This window comes from Buchnera aphidicola (Diuraphis noxia), from assembly GCF_001700895.1.
Lineage (GTDB): Bacteria > Pseudomonadota > Gammaproteobacteria > Enterobacterales > Enterobacteriaceae > Buchnera > Buchnera aphidicola_D.
Window position 1 is genome coordinate 312,624 of sequence record NZ_CP013259.1, and the last position, 17,307, is coordinate 329,930.

15 protein-coding genes are annotated in these 17,307 nt (G+C 24.0%); 9 read left to right on the forward strand and 6 right to left on the reverse strand.

The features are described from left to right. Nucleotides 1-45 precede the first annotated feature (45 nt). From ispG to glyA, 3 genes are all read left to right on the forward strand, one after another. Nucleotides 46-1,134, forward strand: a complete 1,089-nt coding sequence (gene ispG / locus ATN01_RS01445) for a flavodoxin-dependent (E)-4-hydroxy-3-methylbut-2-enyl-diphosphate synthase (RefSeq protein ID WP_075433322.1) — start codon at nt 46-48, stop codon at nt 1,132-1,134. Between the two features lie 100 nt (nt 1,135-1,234). After that, nucleotides 1,235-2,482 carry a histidine--tRNA ligase gene (hisS, locus tag ATN01_RS01450; protein WP_075433616.1) on the forward strand — a complete coding sequence of 416 codons (1,248 nt, stop codon included), beginning with the start codon at nt 1,235-1,237 and terminating at the stop codon, nt 2,480-2,482. A gap of 53 nt (nt 2,483-2,535) precedes the next feature. Beyond that, a complete protein-coding gene (gene glyA, locus ATN01_RS01455; protein WP_075433323.1) occupies nt 2,536-3,792 on the forward strand; it encodes a serine hydroxymethyltransferase in 1,257 nt (418 codons plus the stop codon). Nucleotides 3,793-3,851: 59 nt separating this feature from the next. Here glyA and bioD read toward each other — a convergent pair whose 3' ends face one another. Together bioD and bioB are read right to left on the reverse strand one after the other, a co-directional pair. Then, nucleotides 3,852-4,526 (reverse strand): dethiobiotin synthase, encoded by a 675-nt coding sequence (gene bioD / locus ATN01_RS01460; protein ID WP_075433324.1) that lies wholly within the window; start codon nt 4,524-4,526, stop codon nt 3,852-3,854. Between the two features lie 311 nt (nt 4,527-4,837). After that, nucleotides 4,838-5,872, reverse strand: a complete 1,035-nt coding sequence (bioB, locus tag ATN01_RS01465) for a biotin synthase BioB (protein WP_075433325.1) — start codon at nt 5,870-5,872, stop codon at nt 4,838-4,840. A gap of 79 nt (nt 5,873-5,951) precedes the next feature. Here bioB and bioA point away from each other — a divergent pair, with 79 nt between their 5' ends. Further along, the gene (bioA, locus tag ATN01_RS01470; protein ID WP_075433326.1) at nt 5,952-7,238 is read left to right on the forward strand and encodes an adenosylmethionine--8-amino-7-oxononanoate transaminase; all 1,287 of its coding nucleotides are present in this window, start codon (nt 5,952-5,954) and stop codon (nt 7,236-7,238) included. Between the two features lie 43 nt (nt 7,239-7,281). Here bioA and pgl read toward each other — a convergent pair whose 3' ends face one another. Continuing rightward, nucleotides 7,282-8,286 carry a 6-phosphogluconolactonase gene (pgl, locus tag ATN01_RS01475; protein ID WP_075433327.1) on the reverse strand — a complete coding sequence of 335 codons (1,005 nt, stop codon included), beginning with the start codon at nt 8,284-8,286 and terminating at the stop codon, nt 7,282-7,284. A gap of 116 nt (nt 8,287-8,402) precedes the next feature. After that, entirely contained in the window at nt 8,403-10,835 is a 2,433-nt protein-coding gene (gene mfd / locus ATN01_RS01480) for a transcription-repair coupling factor (RefSeq protein ID WP_075433328.1), read from the reverse strand. Between the two features lie 448 nt (nt 10,836-11,283). Between mfd and ATN01_RS01485 the strand changes: the two genes are divergently transcribed. The 5 genes from ATN01_RS01485 to gap are packed head-to-tail and all read left to right on the forward strand — an operon-like array spanning nt 11,284 to nt 15,453. Continuing rightward, nucleotides 11,284-12,483 (forward strand): FtsX-like permease family protein, encoded by a 1,200-nt coding sequence (locus ATN01_RS01485; RefSeq protein ID WP_075433329.1) that lies wholly within the window; start codon nt 11,284-11,286, stop codon nt 12,481-12,483. Next, nucleotides 12,476-13,162: a lipoprotein-releasing ABC transporter ATP-binding protein LolD gene (gene lolD / locus ATN01_RS01490; RefSeq protein ID WP_075433330.1), complete on the forward strand. Its 687-nt coding sequence runs from the start codon at nt 12,476-12,478 to the stop codon at nt 13,160-13,162. The genes ATN01_RS01485 and lolD overlap by 8 nt, the downstream gene beginning before the upstream one ends. A 15-nt stretch (nt 13,163-13,177) precedes the next feature. Beyond that, nucleotides 13,178-13,657 (forward strand): hypothetical protein, encoded by a 480-nt coding sequence (locus tag ATN01_RS03140; RefSeq protein WP_236854774.1) that lies wholly within the window; start codon nt 13,178-13,180, stop codon nt 13,655-13,657. Between the two features lie 5 nt (nt 13,658-13,662). Continuing rightward, complete coding sequence (locus tag ATN01_RS03145; protein WP_236854777.1) at nt 13,663-14,406, forward strand: FtsX-like permease family protein; 744 nt, start codon at nt 13,663-13,665, stop codon at nt 14,404-14,406. 48 nt (nt 14,407-14,454) lie between these two features. Continuing rightward, entirely contained in the window at nt 14,455-15,453 is a 999-nt protein-coding gene (gap, locus tag ATN01_RS01500; RefSeq protein WP_075433331.1) for a type I glyceraldehyde-3-phosphate dehydrogenase, read from the forward strand. A gap of 195 nt (nt 15,454-15,648) precedes the next feature. On the opposite strand, the gene queF is transcribed toward gap, so the two are convergent. Both queF and fldA read right to left on the reverse strand, forming a co-directional pair. Then, the gene (gene queF / locus ATN01_RS01505; RefSeq protein WP_075433332.1) at nt 15,649-16,434 is read right to left on the reverse strand and encodes an NADPH-dependent 7-cyano-7-deazaguanine reductase QueF; all 786 of its coding nucleotides are present in this window, start codon (nt 16,432-16,434) and stop codon (nt 15,649-15,651) included. Nucleotides 16,435-16,547: 113 nt separating this feature from the next. Continuing rightward, nucleotides 16,548-17,054 (reverse strand): flavodoxin FldA, encoded by a 507-nt coding sequence (gene fldA / locus ATN01_RS01510; RefSeq protein WP_075433333.1) that lies wholly within the window; start codon nt 17,052-17,054, stop codon nt 16,548-16,550. Nucleotides 17,055-17,307: the final 253 nt, after the last annotated feature.

Below are 17,307 nucleotides of genomic sequence, written 5' to 3' on the forward strand. Positions count from 1 at the left end.
TATTTAAAAACGTATATTCTATTATATTAAAGATATAAGAAAAATATGAAACAATACAAAACTATCGTTCGAAGAAAATCCAATCGTATTTATGTTGGAAATGTTCCTATTGGAGATAATGCACCTATTTCAGTGCAGTCAATGACTAATACTAATACAGAAGACATTTTAGAAACTGTAAAACAAATTTCAGATTTAGAAAAGGTAGGAGTTGATATTGTTCGTCTGTCTATACCTAGTTTGAAAGCTGCTGAATCATTTAAAATAATTAAAAAAAAAGTAAACGTTCCTTTAATCGCAGATATACATTTTGATTATAGATTAGCTTTAAAATCAATAAAATATGGAGCGAATTGTTTAAGAATAAATCCTGGTAACATTGGTAATAAAAAAAGAGTATCAGAAATTATAAATGCAGCAAAAGATAAAAATATACCAATTCGTATCGGAGTGAATTCGGGATCTTTAGAAAAAGATATACTGAATAAATATGGATCTCCTACTCCAGAAGCATTAGTAGAATCCGCTATGAAACATGTTGAATATTTTGATTCATTAAATTTTAATGCATTTAAAGTCAGTGTGAAATCATCTAATGTTTTTTTAGCTGTTAAAGCGTATCAAATGTTATCAAAAAAAATTACACAACCTTTACACATTGGAATAACAGAAGCAGGTGCTTTAAGAAACGGTACAGTCAAGTCTTCTATTGGAATTGCTTATTTATTGTTACAAGGTATTGGTGATACAATACGTGTTTCATTATCAGCAAATCCTATTGAAGAAGTGAAGGTTGGTTACGATATTTTAAAAGTTTTATCTATACGATCTAGAGGCATTAACTTTATTGCATGTCCTACTTGTTCTAGACAAGAATTTGATGTTATCAATACAGTTAACGAGTTAGAAAACAAATTAGAAGATATTTCTACTCCCATAGATATATCAATTATCGGATGTATTGTAAATGGAATAGGAGAAGCTAAAATGGCATCATTAGGATTGATAGGAGGTTGTAAAAAAAGTACTTTGTACAAAGATGGAATACGTCAAAAAAACAAAATTAAAAATGAAGAAATTATCACAAAAATGGAAATGCAAATTAGAAAACAAGCAAAAAAATACAAAAATTAGAACATTTTTAAAAAATAATATTTGATTGAAATGAATAGAATTCTTTCTATAACAACAAGAGAACATAGTGAATAATAAAGCAATAAAATCTATTAGAGGCATGCATGATTATTTTCCTAAAGATTTAAAAATATGGAATTACGTTGAAGATATTTTAAAAGAAGTATTAATTAGTTATTGTTATTTAGAAATTAGATTACCTCTACTAGAAAAAACTGAAATCTTTAAAAGAGCTATTGGAAGTATAACTGATGTAGTTGAAAAAGAAATGTATTCTTTTCAAGATAGAAAAGGAAACAGCTTAACCTTAAGACCAGAAGGAACTGTAGGATGTGTTCGTGCTATTATACAAAATTGTTTGCTAGAAGAAAAAAATAGCCATAGATTTTGGTATTTAGGTCCTATGTTTCGATATGAAAGACCTCAAATGGGTAGATATCGTCAATTTTATCAATTAGGTGTAGAAGTATTTGGATTAGATACGAAAGATATTGATTTAGAATTAATTTTATTGACAAACCGTTTTTGGAAAAGAATAGGTATTCATTCATATTTAACTTTAGAAATTAATTCAATTGGTTCTCAAATTGAGAGATATCAATATAAAAAAGAATTAGTATGTTTTTTAAAAAAACATGAACATCTGTTAGATAAAGATTGTAAAAGAAAATTACATACTAATCCTTTAAGAATTTTAGATTCTAAAGATAAACAAGTTCAAAAAATATTAGAAGAAGCTCCATTATTAAGTAATTATATTGATAAAGATAAAAATGTTGATTTTAAAAATCTGTGTAAAATTATCCATTCTTATGGAATCAAATATAAATATAACCCTATTTTAGTAAGGGGGCTAGACTATTATAATAACACTGTATTTGAATGGAAAAGTGATAAATTAGGATCTCAAAACACTATTTGTGCAGGAGGACGATATGATTTTTTATGTAAAGATATGGGGGCTAAAAATACATCTGCAATAGGATTTGCTATAGGAATGGAGCGTTTAGTTTTATTAGTGAAAAAACTTAATCTTTTTTCTGAAACTATAGAAGAAGTAAATATTTATATTGCAGGAATAATTGATCAAAGTAAAAACATAGCTATAAATTTATCTGAAGAAATAAGAAATGAATATCCAAAATTAAAAATATTTATTGATTTTTCTAATCAAAAAATTAAAAAAATAATAAAAAATGCTATAAACACTTCAGCAAGAATTATGATTTTAATTGATGATGAGCATACAAAAAAAGAATATTTTTTAATTAAAGATTTAAAAAAACGAGAACAATATTACTTTTCAAGAAATGAATTAATTAAAAAAATTAAAATTTTTTTTGAATAAAAATTTATTTTCTCCATAACGAATTTTAACTAAATTTAATTTTTAGGAAAAAAATGTTTAACAAAAAAATAACATTATCAAAATATGATCCAGAATTATGGTCGGCAATAGAAAAAGAAAAAGAACGACAAGAAAATCACATCGAACTAATTGCATCAGAAAATTATACAAGTAATTATATTATGAATGTACAAGGATCCCAATTAACTAATAAATATGCAGAAGGATATCCTAGAAAACGTTATTATGGTGGATGTCAATATGTAGATATAATTGAAGAATTAGCAATTAGTCGTGCAAAACAGTTATTTAATGCCGATTATGCTAATGTGCAACCACATTCTGGTTCTCAAGCTAATTTTGCTGTGTATTCCGCTTTATTAAAACCTGGAGAGACAATATTAGGTATGAAATTATCACATGGAGGACATTTAACTCATGGTTCTCATGTGAATTTCTCAGGAAAGATGTACAATGTAATTTCATATGGAGTAAATAAAAATGGTGATATTGATTATGAAGAACTATTATTTTTGAGTAAAAAACATAAACCTAAAATGATTATTGGTGGTTTTTCTGCATATTCTGGAATTTGTGATTGGAAACAAATGCGTGACATTGCAGATCAAGTAAACGCTTATCTTGTTGTAGATATTGCTCATATTGCTGGATTAGTAGCAGCAGGAATTTATCCAAGTCCAATAAATTATGCACATGTGGTGACTAGCACTACTCATAAAACATTAGCGGGTCCTCGTGGAGGATTGATTTTAGCTAAAAATGGAGATAATGTGCTATACAGAAAATTAAATTTATCTCTTTTTCCAGGTACTCAAGGAGGCCCACTAATGCACGTCATTGCTGGAAAAGCTATTGCGTTTAAAGAAGCTTTAGAACCACAGTTTAAGCAATATCAAATACAAATAGTAGAAAATGCTAAAATTATGACTAAAATTTTTTTAAAAGAGGGATATAAAGTAGTCTCTGGAAAAACTTATAATCACTTATTTTTAATTGATTTAAATAATCAAAAAATCACTGGACAAGACGCAGATATTGCTTTAAGTAAAGCAAATATAACTATCAATAAAAATACTGTCCCTGATGATGAAAAAAGCCCTTTTATTACTTCAGGAATACGAATTGGAACCCCGGCAGTTACTAGAAGAGGTTTTAAAGAAAAAGAAGTGTCTAAAATATCTAAATGGATAGTTAGTATTTTAAATAACATAGATGATACAGAAAATATTTCTAATATTAAAAATCAAGTATTAAAAATTTGCACCAAGTTTCCTGTCTATTTAAATTAAATTATACAAAGATATCCATCTTTGTTAGAAATGATATTAATCATTAAATTTTTTTAAATTTATTGAGGTAGTTTAATCTTTATTTCGTTAAGATTTATATAATTCTTATTCTTAAAATAAGGAATTATACCTAATAGAGGTGATTTAATATATTTCAGCAAAGTTTGGATATAATAATGATTATATTGATTTTTAGGAAAAATATTATTAGCAATCCAACCACCGCATTTTAGTTTATCAGAAATAATAGCTTTTTCTGTCAAAATAGCATGATTTATACATCCTAATTTAATGCCAATAACAATAACGACAATTAATTTTTCTTTTTTAACCCAATCTGAAAAAGTTTTTTCATAAGATAAAGGTGTATACCATCCACCGGCTCCTTCTATTAAAATCCAATTGCTTTTTTTCATAATGTTTTTTAACCCAAGAGAAAGTTGTTGTATCTTGATTTCTTGAGTATAAATATCACTTAAAATATGAGGTGGAGCATTTTCAATAAATGCAACAGGATTAACTTCTTGATAATTTAATTCTACAGAACTATTTTTTTTTAATATTATTGCATCATTATTTAAAAATCCAAATGATGTTTTTTTACATCCAGAAGATACAGGTTTATATCCTGCAGTGTTATATCCATATTGATTCGCTTTTTTTAATAAAATTTGACTGACGAATGTTTTTCCTATATTAGTATCAGTTCCAGTAATAAAAAATTTTTTAATCATAAAAATCCTATGTTTTTTGAATCAATTATTAAAAAATATATTTAAAATAATAATCAATATCTTAATATCAGATAATCTACAATCTTAATAACAGTAAAGTAACTCGATATATTTAATTTTGTGTATTTAGTAAAATAACACATTACTATAATATTGAGTTACTCTACATTTTAGATTTTAGATTTTAAATTTTTAAGATTATATTCATAAAAATATAATTGTTTTAGTTAAAAATTAAAGAAAATTTTTTGTATGTTTAATTTAAAATGACTAATTAATATCTCTCACAGAACTATATTAATCATATTTGTTTATGAAAATATTGCGGCATTATAATATTGATCTTTGTGAATTTTTTTTTCTTGAATTATTAAATTGTTAGTATTTTTTTTCAGTGTAGTTTCGTTTTTATATTCTGGATATAAATTTAATTTATGTAATAATTTTAAATCATTTTTTTCTTCTGGATTACTTGCAGTAAGTAGTTTGCATCCATAAAAAATGGAATTTGCTCCAGCCATAAAACACATCGCTTGTGTTTGATCATTCATATTGTTTCGTCCTGCAGATAGTCTAATATAAGATTTTGGCATCATAATACGCGCAGCAGCAATTATGCGAATAAAATCGAATGGTTCTATATTTTTATTCTTTTCCATTGGAGTTCCCGGAATTTTTACTAACATATTAATAGGTACACTTTCTGGATGAATAGGTAAATTAGATAATTCCATCAATAATTCCATACGATCTTGTATGTTTTCTCCTAAACCGATAATACCTCCAGCGCAAATTTTCATTCCAGCATTGCGAACTTTGTTTAATGTGTCTAATCTTTCTTGATAGGTACGAGTAGTAATAATATTAGTGTAAAATTTGCGAGAAGTATCTAAATTATGATTATAAAAATCTAAACCTGCAGCGGCTAATTTTTTTGCTTGTAAAGAGCTCAAAGTACCTAAAGTCATGCAGGTTTCCATGCCCATTGATTTTACTTTTTTAATAATTTTTTCTAAATAAGGCATATCTTTTTCTTTTGGACTTTTCCAGGCTGCTCCCATACAAAATCTACTAGAACCTGACATTTTCGCTTTTTTTGCTGCATCAAGAATTTTTTCCATTTTTAGTAAAGATTCTTTTTTTACATTTGTTTTGTATCTAGAACTTTGTGGACAATACTTACAATCTTCGGGACAAGCTCCAGTTTTAATTGAAAGCAACGTACTTATTTGTATAGTATTTGGATTAAAATTTTTTCTATGTTCTTTTTGAGCTTGAAAAATCAGATCAAAAAACGATTTATTAAACAATTTTTTTGTTTCATTTAAGGTCCATTTTTTTTTCATTTTCTCTCCAAAAAAATTATGATTTTATTTTACTAAAGGTTTATAATTGAATTATTTAATAGTTTATATATAAATAATAATGAATCAATTTGACATAAATTTTGATTATCAACATATTTGGCATCCTTACTCGTCTATGATTAATCCACTTCCTTGTTATTCTGTTGTATCTGCTAAAGGGGTATATTTAAAATTAAATAATGGAAAAAAAATAATAGATGGTATGTCGTCATGGTGGTCTGCCATACATGGTTATAATCATCCTATATTAAATAAAGCTTTAAAAAAACAAATAAAAAAAATGTCTCATGTTATGTTTGGTGGTATTACACATCCTTCAGCAACAGCTCTTGCTCGAAAATTGATTTATTTAACACCAAAAAATTTAGATTGTGTGTTTTTTTCTGATTCTGGATCAGTTGCGATCGAAGTAGCAATAAAAATGTTAATACAATATTGGCAGGCATTAGGCCAAAAAAGAAAAATTTTTTTAACTTTTCGTCATGGATATCATGGTGATACTTTTGCTGCAATGTCAGTTTCTGATCCTAAAAATTCTATACATAAAATATACAATCATTTCTTACCTAAAAATTTTTTTGCTGATTCACCAATATCTTCTTTTCATGATAAATGGAATGAAAATGATCTTTTGTCTTTTCAAAAAATAATAAAAACACATTCATCTAAAATAGCTGGTGTTATCTTAGAACCTATAGTACAAGGAGTAGGCGGGATGAAATTTTATCATCCTAAATGTTTAAAAAAAATAAAAATATTATGTGATTATTATTCTATTCCTTTAATTTTTGATGAAATTGCTACAGGATTTGGTCGTACTGGAAAACTTTTTGCTTTTGAACATGCTAATATTGTACCTGATATATTATGTCTCGGAAAAGCAATTACAGCCGGCACTTTAACTTTAGCAGTCACTATATCTTCAAGAAATATTGCAGATACGATTAGTAATAGTAAAGTCGGTTGTTTTATGCATGGTCCAACTTATATGGGTAATCCATTAGCCTGTGCTGTTGCTAATGCTAATATTAAAATCTTACAAAAAAATGAATGGAAAATTCAAGTATCCAAGATTGAAAAACAATTATGTCAAGATTTATTACCATTACTCAATCATAAAAATGTAGTTGATGTAAGAATATTAGGAGCAATTGGTGTGGTAGAATGTATGCGTATTGTGAATATAGAATCGATACAAAAATTTTTTGTAAAAAATGGGGTTTGGATTAGACCATTTAAACAATTAATTTATATCGTACCACCTTATATTATTAATTCTAAAGAATTAAGTATTCTTACTAAATCTATTAAAGAAGCTTTAGATAATCCTTTATTTTTTATATAAATCATTTTGATATTAAAAAATATATTATTGATATAAATTTTATTTAAGTTAATTGATGCGCAATTATCCATACAGGTCTATCGCTAGTTTTATATGATTTTATTTTATTTAATTCTCCAGTATTTTTTGAAATACTATATATAGTAAATATATTACTTTCTTCACCAGCAACTATTAAATATGAATTACTCAAATCAATACAAAAAGACCTAGGTTTTTTTTCTGTATTATAACTTTTACAAAATGTAATTGTATAATTCTTATTTATATGAAATAAAGAAATAGTATTAAAAGAACGATCAGACGCATATAAAAAACGACCACATGATGTTATGTGTATATCAGAAGACCAATAAACTTCCGGAGAACAATTACTATTTAAGATATTAATGTTTTGTATATTTTTTATGTAAGTTGTGTTATTTATATCTTTTACTTTCCACACATCTATAGTTCCATTTAATTCATTAACAGTATATATAAAATCCTGATTAGGATGAAAAACAATATGACGTGGTCCTGATTTTTTTATGGTTTTTAAAAACACTTGTTCTGTACTTTTTAGTATCCCAAATGTTGTTAAATAATATAAATAAATGCAATCTTCTTTAAGTGAAGTAACAAATAATATGTTATGTTTGTAATTTATTTTGGCAGCATGACAACCTTTTATATTATGAATAATCTGAATAGGATTTTTAGGTATACCATTTTTATTCAATGGACTAACACTAACACAATTTTCATGATATGAACTGCAAAACAAAAATTCATTAGTTTTATTAAAAGAAATATAATTAGGTTGTCCAGGAATAAAACTTTCATCTTTTTTTTCAAGTTCACCATTTTTGTTTATAAAATATGTAATAATTTTATTATTAGGTCGAATTCCAGCATACAAAAGATTTTTTTCTGGAATGATATTTATAGGTTGAATTTGACCATTTGTTAAGATTGTTTGTACTAAATTCATATCTCCATTTTCATGTAAATGCCATATTTCTATATTTTCACTTTTTGCATTGGCAATATAGATAACTTGTTTCATATAATTCCTTTGATATTTTTTAGTGATATTGTATTAAAAAAATATATTAATTATATTAATATATACGATTCAAAAACATTGAAAACACAAAGATATTGATGATTTATAAGTTATATTCAATTCTTTTTTTTTAAATGTTTTAATAAATTTAACATCCATACAAGACGTAAATAATCATTATCTGAATGATATAAAAATTTTAATTTTGTAGAACTTTCCATTTTCCAAATATCTGGTTCTTTTTGGAATATTTTTAATAAATATTCAGTATTCACTAAATTAGTGTTATTAAATTCGATAATACCTGTTTTTTTATTGAATTTAATCAATTTAATTCCTATTTTATATGAAATTAATCGAATTTTAGAAATCATCACTAAATTTTTAGAAAATTCTGGAAGTTTTCCAAAATTTTTAATTAATTCAGATTGAATGTTTTCAATTTCTTTTTCATTCTTAGCATTACTAAGTTTTTGATAAAAAAATAATCGTAAATTAACATCAGAAATGTAATTTTCTGGCAATAATGCTGATACATATAATTCAATTTCTACTGACTCTTTTAATAATTCACTATAAGACAAATTATTTTGATTCTTCAATAAACGAATAGCATTTTTTAAAAGTTTCATGTATAGAGAAAACCCTATGCTTTTTACATGTCCACTTTGTTCTTTTCCTAAAATTTCACCTATACCTCTAATTTCAAGATCTTGATTGGATAAAGAAAATCCTCCTCCAAAATTATCCACTGATGAAATTGCTTCTAATCTTTTTTTTGCATCAGACGTAATTTTTTTAAAATTGTTTACAAGAAATAAAGCGTATGCTTGATGATTTGATCTACCAATTCGTCCGCGTAACTGATGAAGTTGAGAAAGGCCAAAATGATCTGAATTTTCAATGATAATTGTGTTTGCTCTTGGTATATCAATACCACTCTCAATAATAGTAGTACAAATTAAAACATTAAATTCATTATTATAAAATTCATTCATCACTGTTTTTAAATCGACATTATTCATTTTTCCATGACCTATTTTAATATTAGCTTCAGGAATTAATTTTGATAATCTTTCAGCAATATTAAAAATATTTTTGACTTTATTATATATATAATATACTTGTCCACCTCTTGATATTTCGCGTAATATCGTCTTTCTGATTAATAAAGGATTATATTCTTCAATAAGAGTTTTAATAGCTAATCTTTGAGCTGGTGGTTTTTCTATAATTGAAACATCTTTAATACCAATCATAGTCATATTTAAAGTACGCGGTATAGGTGTAGCTGTTAATGTTAATATATCAATATTAGGATGTCTTTGTTTAAAGGTTTCTTTATGATTTACACCAAATCTATGTTCTTCATCAATAATCAATAAACCTAAGTCATACCATTTTATTTCTTTTAATAAAAGTTTATGCGTACCGATTAAAATATTAATTGTTCCATTTTCAGTGTTTTGAAAAATTAAATTTTGTTTTTTTTTATTTTGAAATCTAGATAATATTTCAATATTAATATTCCAATTACAAAATCGTTTGTTAAAATTTTCATAATGTTGTTGCGCTAATAAAGTAGTTGGGACTAAAATAGCTACTTGCTTTTTATTAGATACAGATACAAAAGCTGCTCGCATTGCAATTTCTGTTTTTCCAAAACCTACGTCTCCACAAATTAAACGATCCATCGGAACAAAATTACACATATCTTGAAGTACAGATTTCATGACTTTTTTTTGGTCTACTGTTATTTCAAATAAACAATCTTTACAAAATATGTTGTAAATTTTTTCATTTTTTTTAAATAAAAATCCTTTTTGGGATTTTCTATTAGAATAGATATTTAATAACTGTGCAGCATGGTCATATATCGTTGTATTAATTTTTTGTTTTATTTTATTCCATTCATCACCACCTAACTTATGAAGAGGTGCATTTTCTTTTGAAGTTTCTGTATACGGAGAAATTAAATTTAAAGATGAAACAGGAATATATAATTTATCTTCATTTGCATATAAAATAATTAAATATTCAGATTGCATGCTAGCAGTTTTTATAGTAGTTAAACCTTGATAACGCCCAATACCATGTTGAATATGTATGATCGGATGATTTATAATAAATTGAGATAAATTAGTATTTTGTGAATTATTAATGTTATTTTTCACATTAACAATATATTCATGATTAATTAGTGGTAATAAGTCTTTTGTAAAAATAAACAAAAACTTATCTTTTGTATCTATAAATTCTTTTTCGATTTTTTGTGTCATATAAAAATAATTAATATTATTATCAAGTTCAATAGTTTTTTTTACATATTTTGGATAAATTTTATTTTTCATTAAAAAATTTAAAATTTTTTTTAAAAATTGTTTTTGTGTTAAAAAAAATATTATTTTTCCTGAAAAATTATGTAAAAAAGACAAAATTGTCTTCAATTTTTTTTGATCATTAAAATCATGAAAAACATTTGATAATGTATTATATTTACAATTAATAAGTTTTTTGTTTTTTAAAATTTGATTTTCTGTGGTTTTCATTTGAGGAAAGTATTTTAAAAGAAAAGATTAAAATTTTAATTCGTATTTTCTATTCCAAAAATAGAATTTTAGTTATTATATAAGAAATTAAATATCTTGATGTAAACTGTTTGAGTTGTAATTTATTGTTTTTAAAATATTAAATGAATAAAATTTTATTTTTATAATATATAAATGCGAAATTTAATTAAGTATTCACTTAACATTATTATTATTTAAATGAAACAAGAAACAATGTAATATTTCATTATGTTTTCATGTTATCAAATTTCACTGTTTAAAAATATTTATTAACAATATTTTTGTCAATTTATTATTTATACTATGATAGTATATCTTTTTTATTTTAAATAGTTTTTTCATAATATCTGTTTTTTAATTTTTTTAAAATAGAAATAAATATAAAAAATTTTTATTAAATAACATATTCTTATTTAAGAAGTAATGTATGTATAAACCTATATATTTATTTATTAGTTTGCGTTATTTATGGAATATTCATTTACCAATATTTAAAAAATTAACTATTATTTTGTCTATTACAAGTATTGCTATTAGCATAGCTTCACTTATTATCATTATGTCTATAATTAATGGTTTCGAAGAAAATTTTAAAAAAAATATTTTATCTTTTGTTCCTCATTTAATTGTTACAAATAAAAATAATTATATTAATAAATCAGAATTTCCTAAAAATATCTTAAATTTATATAGCTTTCAAAAATTTTCTGAATTTATTAATCATGAAGTTATTTTAAAAACTAAAAATAATATCAGTATAGGAGAAATAATTGGAGTTGATAATATTAGCGATAAAAACATTAATCAGTATAATATAAAAAATATTTCAAATATACTGTATCCTAATAAATATAATACAATTATCGGATTAGAATTAGCAAAAAAATTAAATATTCATATTGGAGATCAAATCAAATTAATTTCTTTTTCTAATAAGAAAAGTTTTTTTTTAAAAAATAATGTGACTGTAAAAACATTTAAAGTTATAGATTTTTTTTATACTAAAAATGAAATTGATTATTATCAAATTTTAATTAATAAAGAAGATAGTTTAAATTTATTAAATTTTTCTAAAGATTATATTACTGGTTGGCGCGTGTGGTTTAAAAATCCGCTATCTTTAGATATTAATCAAATTAAAAAATTGATTAATGGTTTTGTTTTACTAGACTGGAAATCACAAAAAGGTGAATTATTCAAAGAAATGATTATTGAAAAATATATTATGTTTTTTTTATTTATTTTGATTTTGATAGTGTCAATTTTTAATATATTTATTAGTCTTACTATTTATACCATAGAAAAAAAAAATAGTATTGCAATATTACAGTCACAAGGATTAGCAAATTGGAAAATTATATTAATATTTGTTATAATTGGTTCTAGTACTGCTGTCATAGGAAATATATTTGGTACAATCATTAGTATTATATTAATTCAAGAGAAATACTTTTTAAAATCTCTAATAAGTATATTTTTTGGTGAAATTGATTTTTTTGTGATTATATCACTCTATCAAGTGTTATTTGTAAATATTGCATCTATATTAGTTACAAGCCTTGCTACGTTATATCCAGCTTTGAATAGTATCAAATCAAATCCAGCTAAAATTTTATCCAATGAATAATATTATAAAATGCATAAAGTTAACTAAATTTTATAAAGATGGCGATTTAACTATAAATATTTTAAAAGAAATTTCATTTCAATTAAATAATAAAGAAATAGTAGCGATTATTGGAAAATCTGGTTCAGGAAAAAGCACATTTTTACATTTACTTGCTGGTTTAGATGCAGCAAGTTCTGGTGATGTTTTTTTAAATGGGATCTCAATAAATTCTATGTCGTCAAATAAAATTGCCCAGTTCAGAAATAAACAACTAGGATTTATTTATCAATTTCATTATTTAATGTTAGAATTCAATATATTAGAAAATGTTGCCATTCCTTTGTTAATTAGCAATAAAAGCAAATCAGAATCTGAAGAAATAGCATATCAAATGTTAAAAAAAGTTAAATTAGAAAAAAAAATAAACAAATATCCATCTGAAATTTCCGGTGGAGAAAGACAACGTGTTGCAATTGCTAGGGCTTTTGTGAATAAACCCTCTCTGATAATTGCAGATGAACCTACTGGTAATTTAGATCAATACAATGCTAATATCATTTTAAATTTAATTTTTGAATTTAATAGTTCTTATGATACATCTTTTTTAATTGTTACACATGATGTTAATTTAATAAAAAAAATACCTGTTTTATTCGAAATGAAAAATGGTCAACTATATAATTATAATAACCAATAAAAAAAGATATGATGAATGAATTTTTTACCATTTTTAATTGCAAAACGATTATACCTGAATCAAAATAAAAATAATAAAATATTGATAATTTCTATTTTATCTAAAATAGGAATATCTATTTCTGTGTTTGCACTAATTATAAGTTTAAGCGCATTAAATGGTTTTCACACATTATTAAATAAAACAATTTTATCTAGCGTGCCTCATGGAATTATTCAATTAACTAAACCATCTTCATTAAGATGGAAAGATGTAGTAAAAATATCAAATTCTTCTCCGGACATTTTATATTGTGAACCTTATGTTATTAAAAATGGATTATTAAGTTATAAAAATACAGTAAAAATGATTGAAATTAAAAGTTTTAAAGATATAAATTATTTTAAAAAAAATTGTGTTCAATGTAAAAATATTGATTTTTTAAAAAAAAAAATAATAAAATTATTATTTCATCAATTTTTGCAAAAACACTATCAATTCAAACGGGTGATTTAATTCATTTGATTGTTTTCAATAAAAAAGAAAACCTCACTAAATTCAATTTACAATATTTCTCTTTAGAGGTAATAGGAACATTCAAAGAAAATGGTATATTAGATTCTAATATAGGATATATACCTTTTGAATTTTTTCAAAAATTTCTTATTAGAGAAGATGATATTGATAAAATTGAGTTATATATGTTTAATCCATTTGATGCCAATAAAATTATTATCAATATAGCAAAAAAAATTCATACGCCCCTTTTTTTATACACTTGGATTAATGATTATAAATATATATATCATGATATTAATGTAATGAAAGCAATTATATATTTATTTTTGTTACTACTAATAATTATCTCATGTTTTAGCATTACATCTATTTCATTAATGACTATATCTAAAAAAACTCAAGAAATCGCTATACTACGTAGTATGGGGGCTAATAATTTTCTTATTCAAATAATTTTTTTATATTATGGCATAAGATCTATAATTATATCTTCTATGATAGGTATCTTTCTTAGTTTAATCAGTATTTTAAATTTTAAAAACATAATATTTTTTTTAGAATACTTTTTTAAAAAAAGTATATTATTAGATAATATTTATTACAAAAATTTTTTTTTATTAGAATTAAATTTATTTGATGTATCTGTTGTTTTCATTAATATTTTAATTATAGGTATTATTACAAATTGGTATCCAGCATATTATGCTTCACGTCTTAATCCGAGTGAAATATTAAAAGAATATTAAAAATACCTGATTTTTTAAAAAATAATTTTTCTATGAAATGGTGAAAATATGACTATTAAAATAGGCATTAATGGATTTGGTCGAATTGGACGTGTAATATTTCGACTTGCCCAAAAACGTAAAAATATTGAAATTGTAGCTATTAATGATTTATTAAGTCCTGAATATATAGCTTATATGTTAAAATACGATTCTACTCATGGAGTTTTTAAAAAAATTATTGAAATTGACAAGGAAAGCATTATTGTAGATGGAAAAAAAATTCGAATTACTGCAATAAAAGATCCTGAACAGTTAAACTGGCAAGATTTATCAATTGATGTAGTAATCGAATCAACTGGACTTTTTTTAACAAAAGAAACAGCTTATAAACATATTTTAGCTGGAGCCAAAAAAGTAGTTATTACGGGCCCTTCTAAAGATGATATTCCTATGTTTGTAAAAGGTGCTAATTTTAATAAATATAATGGAGAAAAGATTGTTTCAAATGCATCGTGTACTACGAATTGTTTAGCGCCATTATCTAAAGTAATAGATGATAATTTCGGTATTATTGAAGGTTTAATGACAACTGTACATGCTAGTACAGCGACTCAGAAAGTTGTTGATGGAGCGTCACAAAAAGATTGGAGAGGTGGACGAGGTGTATTACAAAATATCATCCCATCTTCTACTGGAGCAGCTATTGCTGTCGGAAAAGTTTTACCAAATTTAAATGGTAAATTAACAGGTATAGCATTTCGAGTACCAGTATCAAATATATCTGTTGTAGATTTAACAGTTCGTTATAAAAAATCAGCTAGTTATACAGAAATATGTCAAGTAATTAAAAACGCTTCAGAAAAAGAAATGATTGGAGTTTTAGGGTATATTGAAGATGAAGTGGTATCTACAGATTTCAATGGAGAAGAATTAACTTCTATATTTGATGCTAAAGCCGGTTTAGCTTTAAATAAAAATTTTGTGAAATTAATTTCATGGTATGATAATGAAACAGGTTACTCTAGCAAAGTCCTTGATTTAGTTAATTTAGTATCTGAAAAATAAATATTTTATTAAAATTTTACTAAAGAATTTAGTAAAATAATATTTTTATTATATATAAATGATAAATATGTTTTATTTTTTATTTAGAATGTATAAGCGGTATTAAGTTTTTAACTTAATACTGCTTTATACAACATCAAAAAAATAACATTTATACTAAAAAAATATTATTTATGGTAAAACATGATAAATATTTTATTGTCGAGCCATTCGAATAATAGAAGGCAAAAAAATACTATTAGTACGCCATGGATTAATATCAATCCCGCCTCTACGTGTATATCTTGCGTATATAGTAAGCTCATTAGGTTTACAAATACTTAAAATATCATGAAAAATTCTTTCTACACATTCTTCATGGAATTCATTATGACCACGAAAAGAAATTAAATAAGCAAGCAATGCAGAATGATTGATTTGTTTTCCAGAATATATAATCTGTATTGATGCCCAATCAGGTTGATGAGTTATGGGACAATTTGATTTAAATAAATGACTATACAAAGATTCTGTTAAGGTGTTTTTAGAATGACAAATAAGGAGCGATGGATCGTATTGATAAGATTTTATATTGATATTTTGTTTATCTATACACACACCCTGAAATTTTGATATATTTTGATTGTTAATATCATCTAACGTAAAAAGTTTAATAGATACTTGTCCACATATACAATTAGTAAGATCTGATTTTAATACTTGCATAATCTTTTTACTATGACTAAATTTAGTTTGATGAAAACTATTAATATACATTTTTAAACTTTTAGATTCAATAATATTAAGACTACTTGCATGAATTTCCAATATAGCAACAGCAACTTCCGGAATACCATTTTCATTTAACCAAGATAATTCATATAAAGTCCAAACGTCTTTGCCAAAAAATGGAAGATGAGAATTGTTTAATTTAATAATATTCCGGTGTTTTTTTCGAGGTATACTTTTTAACAAGTTAAAATGATCTGTTTTTAAACTCATATAATGTCTTTTTTAAAGTTTTTAAAAATAAAAAGATGTTTGTTCTGAATTATTGTACATTATATCAAATATATTAATCTTTAAAAAAATTTTAACAATTCTTTCTATTGTATTTAAAATGAAGCAAGAATACTTTTTAGCCATTTTTTAATTCTTTCATTAGTTTTATCAGGTTGTCTATCTTCATCTAAAACTAATCCTACAAAATGTTCTCTATTTAACAAAGCTTTAGATTTTTCAAAAAAATATCCCTTTGTAGGCCATTCTCCAATAATTTTAGCGTTTTTTTCTTTAATGACTTTGTATATTAATCCTATCGCATCACAAAAAAATTCACTATAATCTTCTTGATCACCACATCCAAATAATGCTACAGTTTTACCTGAAAAATTAATTTTTTTTAAAGTTGGTAAAAAATCATCCCAATCACATTGAATTTCACCATAATACCAAGTAGGAATTCCTAGTATTAAAGAATCAAATTTTTCAAGATCTTTTTGAGTAGAATTGCTAATATCATATAATATACAAATATTTTTACCGATAGATTTTTGAATTAATTTTGCTATATTTTCTGTATTACCTGTATCACTTCCAAAAAAAAGACCTATTTTTTTCATTTTTATGACCTATAATAAGATATGTTTATGTTAGTATCAATAATATATTAGTTGATTATAGAAAATATGATGGACATAAAACAAAAATTTTTCATTAATATTCTTAAAATTAATATTTTATTTTTTTATCACATATATGTTAATATTGCTTTTTATCTAAAAACTATTTTTTCTATATGTTTACGATTATATTTTCTAATCTAATTTAATTAAAGATAAAGAATTTTTTTAAAAAACAAGATAAAAAATTAAA

Bases quoted from the DNA above. Each gene is read 5' to 3' on its own strand.
- ispG (WP_075433322.1), top strand. From the start codon at position 46: ATGAAACAATACAAAACTATCGTTCGAAGAAAATCCAATCGTATTTAT.
- hisS (WP_075433616.1), top strand. From the start codon at position 1,235: ATGCATGATTATTTTCCTAAAGATTTAAAAATATGGAATTACGTTGAA.
- glyA (WP_075433323.1), top strand. From the start codon at position 2,536: ATGTTTAACAAAAAAATAACATTATCAAAATATGATCCAGAATTATGG.
- bioD (WP_075433324.1), bottom strand. From the start codon at position 4,526: ATGATTAAAAAATTTTTTATTACTGGAACTGATACTAATATAGGAAAA.
- bioB (WP_075433325.1), bottom strand. From the start codon at position 5,872: ATGAAAAAAAAATGGACCTTAAATGAAACAAAAAAATTGTTTAATAAA.
- bioA (WP_075433326.1), top strand. From the start codon at position 5,952: ATGAATCAATTTGACATAAATTTTGATTATCAACATATTTGGCATCCT.
- pgl (WP_075433327.1), bottom strand. From the start codon at position 8,286: ATGAAACAAGTTATCTATATTGCCAATGCAAAAAGTGAAAATATAGAA.
- mfd (WP_075433328.1), bottom strand. From the start codon at position 10,835: ATGAAAACCACAGAAAATCAAATTTTAAAAAACAAAAAACTTATTAAT.
- ATN01_RS01485 (WP_075433329.1), top strand. From the start codon at position 11,284: ATGTATAAACCTATATATTTATTTATTAGTTTGCGTTATTTATGGAAT.
- lolD (WP_075433330.1), top strand. From the start codon at position 12,476: ATGAATAATATTATAAAATGCATAAAGTTAACTAAATTTTATAAAGAT.
- ATN01_RS03140 (WP_236854774.1), top strand. From the start codon at position 13,178: ATGAATTTTTTACCATTTTTAATTGCAAAACGATTATACCTGAATCAA.
- gap (WP_075433331.1), top strand. From the start codon at position 14,455: ATGACTATTAAAATAGGCATTAATGGATTTGGTCGAATTGGACGTGTA.
- queF (WP_075433332.1), bottom strand. From the start codon at position 16,434: ATGAGTTTAAAAACAGATCATTTTAACTTGTTAAAAAGTATACCTCGA.
- fldA (WP_075433333.1), bottom strand. From the start codon at position 17,054: ATGAAAAAAATAGGTCTTTTTTTTGGAAGTGATACAGGTAATACAGAA.